Here is a 6,404-nt window from a genome sequence, read left to right as displayed (position 1 = left end):
ATCTGAAATAAATTTATAATTTTAAAGCGGAAAAGAGCTTAAATAAGCTTCCTTTTGAACCCTAATAGCTCATCCTATTTATTAATATTTTTCTTAAATTTTGATAATGTGATAGGATGTTCAAATATTGGAAAATTTTAAAACTAATATCAATTTAAACTTAAAATATTATTCATGAAAAAAAGAACACTTACCCTTGCATCATTATTGATTGGGTTTTTCGGTTTTTCCCAAACCGAGGTCTATTTCAAATATGACGAAGCTGGCAACCAGCGTTATCGTGGCCCCGATGCTGCAGCCAGGCCATCATCACAAACTACTTCACAGGATACGAACAGGAATGGAGCCTCGCAGCAGTTGCAGGTTATGGATGAAAAAATGTTCATGAAACAGATACGGCTATATCCGGTCCCTGTAAATGATGTCCTGACGATTGACTGGACAGAAGAGGCGGACAGCCTTATCGAATCTGTAGGGCTTTATCAGCACAGTACAGTCCACTGGAAATTCCAGCAGCAGAATATCCCTGGCCTGAACAGGAAATTACAGGTTAACATGATGGGTTATGAGTGGGGCGTTTACGTAATCCGCTTTACGCTAAAAGATGGACGCATTTTCAGTAAAAACATTACTAAAAGATAGCCAGGATGAAACATTTTGATAAAAAAATTAAATCATTTCTAACGGTATTAGCATTAACCGTCTCAATCCTGTCTTTTTCACAGGCTCCACCGCGGTTCCATGATACGATGGGAAATATCGACGTAAATGGCGGTGGCCAATTGCAGTACAGCCTCGATATCGCTGTTCCTCCGGGCGTTAAAAGCGTTGGACCGAAAATCAGCCTGGAATATACCAGTGGCTCGGGTAATGGAATCGCGGGATATGGCTGGAATATATCCGGTATCAGTACCATCTCAAGGGTAGGAAGGACGATTGAGAAAGACGGTGAAGCAAACGCGGCCCAGCTGGATGATTCGGATTACTACAGCTTTAACGGGCAAAGGCTGATTTTAAAATCAGGAGAATATGGCAAGGACGGCGCAGAATATGTAACGGAAAAGTATTCCAATATAAAGATAAAATCAGTCGGAGCTTTTTCAGGAGCAGGATGGCAGGGACCCGACCATTGGGAAGTTACTTTTGAGGATGGTTCACAGGCCTGGTACGGAACAGGTGTCTTTGGTACCCAGGCGAGGACAACCCTGGAATATAATATTGGCAAATGGAAAGATGCCCAGGGCAATACCATCAGGTATACTTATGAATCTACCTGGGAAGCCGGTGAAGGGGGAGTGTCCAGATTAACACTCATATCATGGGGCGGAAATGAAACATTGGGTAAGACCCCTTATAATTCCATCCAATTTAATTATGGTGATAGGAATATAAAAGAGGAGTCTTACAATCAGGGCCTGAAATATAACCAGAACAAGCTATTGACCGAAATAAAGGTAAGCTCTGCCCAAGGTCCGTTTAAAAGATATGGAATAGAATATATCGATAACGGAACAAATTATCATTTCATCAAAAAAATTACAGAATATAATTCAAATGATGAACCAGCTAATCCGGTGGAATTTACGTACCCTGCCCCAATCCCTGCCAGTGTTGATTATACAGGAGTACTACCCTATAATAACGATTCTTTCGACAATATCAAATTTACAGGCGATTTCAATGGAGATTCCTACCTTGATTTCGTTATGAATAATGGGGTCGTAAAGCTGGGTGCCTTTAATGATAATTTCCAGGATATCTCAACAGGTAAGTCCTTTAATGCAGAAGCAAAGGTAGTAAATACTTTGTTAGATGAAGAAGGCCAGATCTATAATGGTAATGGTATCGTACAGTATGAGAACGGGTATCTATGCGGTTATATCTTGAGGAACAATACCTTTGTAAAAGTATTCAATAAACAGGTATATCAGTCGGATTGTGATGAGTTCGCTATTACTTGCACTACCACAGCAAAATTAAAAAACGGAGATCTTGACGGGGATGGTATCGAGGATATATTCCTGACCTTAAGCAAAAGGGAATGCTTTAATTCAGGCGGGGGCGGATTCGATCCACAGGGAGGATCTATAGAAGAAAATAAGCTGCCTATCGGAACGACCTGTTTAAACAGTGAAATCGGAAATTTTATTATTGATTTAAAAAATGCAGATAATGCCATAGCTACTTATTATCTTGATGCCGGGATAAATGAAAGTGCATATACATCACAGCAGTATGCAGATATTGATGGTGATGGGAAAGTTGACATCATTAACGTTTCTAATTCTGCATATACCGTTTTTGAATTTGTTAAAACTGCGCCAGATCAGTACATAAAGAAAATAAAGTTTTCAAGTAATTTAGCTGAAACAAAGGATTCGGAATATCCTGTGCTTTTCGGTGATTTTAATGGCGATCGTAATCTCGATTTTGCTATTCCGGTTACATCAAGTCAGAATTTAGATAACTGGCGGTTCTATATGGGAACCAAAAAGGGATTCCAGTCAGTACTTAAGGAAGGTTTTATCAGGTATAGGAAACCAACTCAGCCTTCTTCGACACAGCCAGTATTTGATCGACATTTTTATTCAATTGCCGATATTAATAAAGATGGGAAATCCGATGTTGTATTAACATATTCTAAAAGCGAAGTAGGAGCGATGTACAGCAATGGTAATGTTATGTATAGAAAAGTGCAATACATAATTCATACATATCTGGCAAACGGAGGAACAGATTTTGTCCCAGGCTTTAGTGCGACAAGTCCAACCTATACTGGTATAGCACCAACCGATTATAATCTTTTTCAGCCATTAACCAATCCGATTAAGGCCAATAATAATTATTACGACATTTTTGTCTTTAAAAATACCAGGGTACATAAATATAAATCCCCAACTTCCATTGCGGAATTATCAAGGATTACCGGTATTCTTCAGGGTGGAGTTACAACCTCCGTTACGTATAAAGAACTGAATCCCGATACCAATCCTAATTTTTATGCCAAGGAACACAAGGAATATTATCCCTACTTTTCTTTAGCACGGGCCGATAATTCTTATGCAGTTTCGCAACTTGAGAGAGAAGGTAAAAAGCAGGATTTCAGATACCGGGGGATGATGGGAGATATGCATGGTAATGGTATGCTGGGCTTTTTCCAGGCCGCCAGGTCATCGTGGTATGCGAATGGTTTTGAAAATACAAAAATCTGGTCGGGAGTAGAAAGGGACTCGCAGAATAAAGAAATGCCCTTTAAGGAATGGAGCATTCGGACTAACGATGAAAGTAAAATATTTCCGGCAGATATTTCTGAGAATAACACCCAGCTCCTTAGCTTTTCTGCGACTTATTATAAAACCGATAAATTGTTGAATGGTCAGGTGGTTGCTACTGTAGTTGATGCGGATAAGCCTAAGATTGTAACGGCTACTCTTGTAAGGGATACAAGGAAAAAAGACTTTTTAACCGGCACGCTTATTACAGGAAATATTACCTATGGAAATTATTACCTTCCAGCGCAAAGCATAACTAATATCAACAATGGTTATGCTGTAATGACTTCCACTTTCAACTATATCCATAATCCATCAGGTACCGGTGCAAATTATTATATAGGCCGTCCCGAAAACAAGACAGATCAAGTTCAGGCTTATGGGGATATAAAATCCGAAAAAGAAGAATATACCTATGACAGCAATAATCTTTTAAAAACATTAAAGAAATGGAACCGGGACAATACCGGCTTCCTGCAGGAAATGTATGCTTATGACGGCTATGGGAACATGACCCAGAAAACCGTAACAAACAGTATTGATAGCCAGACGCTGATAACCAAAGCGGAATATGATACAAGAGGAAGGTTTGTTATCAAGAATACGGATAACCTGGGATTGGAAACAGGAACTACTTATAATGACAGGGGACAGATTCTTACCCAAGAAGATCCTTATAATAATACCGTAACCAATATTTATGACAACTGGGGTAAATTATCGTCTTCTGCAAACAGTATAGGAGGAATCAAAACCTTCCAATATAACAGAGAAGTTAATGATGATATTATCGTTACGCAAAATAACCCGGATGGTGCTGTTTCTAAAAAATACACCAATAGGCTCGGCCAGGAGTACAAAGTTTCCAATAAGGCTTTTGGCCAGGGGCAGTATGTTTCAATTACAAGTCAATATGATGTTCTGGGAAGAAAAATAAAGGACAGCGAGCCTTATTTTGAAGGACAGAACCCCAGCCAGTGGAATACAATTTTGTATGATGATACAGTGTTCCCAAGCAAGGTAACTTCTACCTCCTTTACCGGAAAGCAGATGGAAACTTCTGTTTCTGGACTTACGACCTTTATTAAGGAAGTTAATGGCTACGGAAGGATCAATTCCAAAACGACTGACGCGGTGGGGAATGTTGTTTCTTCTACTGATAAAGGTGGGACTATACAATTTTCGTATAACGCTGCCGGAGACCAGATCAAAGCTCAGTATGCTGAGAATATCGTGACGACCAACTATGATGCCTGGGGCAGGAAATTAGAATTCAACGATCCTTCCAATGGCATCTACAAATATGAATATGATGGCTTTGGTCAGCCTAAGAAGATAATCAGCCCGAAGGGAACCAAAATATTTAGCTATAACGCTTTAGGCCAACTTGTTTCTCAGCAAGAACTTTCTACCAATGACGGCGGTCAGGCTACTAATAAAAACATTACCTTCTCCTATGATACCAAAGGTAGGCTTCTGTCAAAATCCGGTACTTCTCAGGGACAGGTTTACAGCTCCACCTTTACCTACGATCCTCAGGGAAGGGTAACAACTTCTACAGAGAACAGCAATGGTAAAGTATACTCTGAGAAAGGAATAGTTTATGATAATAAAGGAAGAGTATCTTCTTATGAAAAAGAGCTCCAATCTTCCGGAATGCAAACTAAGGTTTCGATAGAAAACGTATACAGCGCCTGGAATGGAGAACTTTACCAGATCAAAGATAAAAATTCCGGAAAAATTCTATGGGAATTACAGGGTAGGAATGCGAAAGGGATGGTGCTAAATGCAAAACTCGGCGCAGCAAATATCAATAATACGTACGACTCCAGTGGTTTTTTAAAAACCGTGAATCATTCATCTGCTGCTAAGCCGGATATCTTGAAATTAACCTATACTTTTGATGCCATCAAAAATGAGCTGAAAGATAGAAAGACGGAAGGGGATTTTTATATTGAAGAAAAATTTTATTATGATGATAATAACCGGCTTATAAACTGGACAGATCCTGTAACAGGATTAGCACCGTCATCCAGCCGAAATGTGTATGATATCAAAGGCAGAATTACCCAGAATGATCAGGTGGGTACGATAAAGTTTGAAAATTCGTCCAAGATTTATCAACCGACAGGGATGACCTTAAACGCAGCCGGAGAACAGAATTATAACAATGATCTGATCCAGACTATTGTTTATAATGAAAATAATGATCCTATACATATCAATGGGGAGAAAGCGCGTTTTAAATTCAAGTATGGGCTTGGAAACATGAGACAACGAGTAGATATCATGAAGCCAAAGTTCTTCGGTCCAATTGATCCTGGCCCGGGTACCGAATTTAAAACAGCAGGAGTAGTGCCTACCACTCCTGTATGGCAAAACACATTATCTAAATTTTATAATGAAGATAACAGCTTTGAAGTTATACTCGATCAGTCCAGCGGTATGGAAAAGCACATTCTGTATATCGCCGGCACGCCGTATGAATCCAATATCACGTATGTAAAAGACTTTGCTCAAAGTACCGGCTCTGGTTCTTATAAGTTTTTGCATAAGGATTATATTGGAAGTATTCTTGCCATCAGTGATGAAGAAGGAAATAAACTTGAAGGCAGGCATTTTGATGCCTGGGGTAATTTTACGCACCTTAAAATGGGCATTGGTCCTGTAACTACGGATAAGGCTTTAATAGCCTCTACCGTTCTTCTTATTGACAGAGGATATACCAGCCACGAGCACCTGATGGAAGTAGGACTCATTCATATGAATGGCAGACTGTATGATCCGCTATTGAGAAGATTCCTAAACGCAGATGAGAACATCCAGGATCCGACTAACACCCAGATTTATAATAAGTACGGGTATGCCGTAAACAATCCATTGATGTACAATGATCCGAGCGGAGAAGTACTCCCTTTCCTCATAGGTGTAGGATTAAGCTATATCGGTGCCACCCTTATATCAGGTGCTATTATTGGAGCGGTAATAAGTATGGGGGTTTATATATTGCAGGCAACTATTAATAATAACTTCTCGCTTGGTGGGTTCGTAAAATCTATCGCTATCGGAGCAGTAACCGGCGCAGTCTCGGCAGGAGTCGGGGAAATCTTTCAAGCAGGAGGCTTTTTAGCA

At 39.7% G+C, this 6,404-nt stretch carries 2 protein-coding genes; both read left to right on the top strand.

All coding sequences use genetic code 11. The annotated features are described in order from the left end of the window. Positions 1-174 precede the first annotated feature (174 nt). Positions 175-642 (top strand): hypothetical protein, encoded by a 468-nt coding sequence (locus MKJ01_RS18585; protein ID WP_241615746.1) that lies wholly within the window; start codon positions 175-177, stop codon positions 640-642. Positions 643-647: 5 nt separating this feature from the next. Next, on the top strand, positions 648-6,404 hold a 5,757-nt coding region (locus MKJ01_RS18580; RefSeq protein WP_241632734.1), incomplete at its 3' end, for an RHS repeat-associated core domain-containing protein.

The sequence above is a fragment of the Chryseobacterium sp. SSA4.19 genome, assembly GCF_022601875.1.
In the GTDB taxonomy this organism is placed as follows: Bacteria; Bacteroidota; Bacteroidia; order Flavobacteriales; family Weeksellaceae; genus Chryseobacterium.
The sequence above is the reverse complement of the archived record's forward strand: the minus strand, read 5'-3'. Positions and strand labels throughout refer to the sequence as shown.

What these genes read in the sequence shown, in the direction of transcription:
- MKJ01_RS18585 (WP_241615746.1), top strand. Translation starts at nt 175, where the DNA reads ATGAAAAAAAGAACACTTACCCTTGCATCATTATTGATTGGGTTTTTC.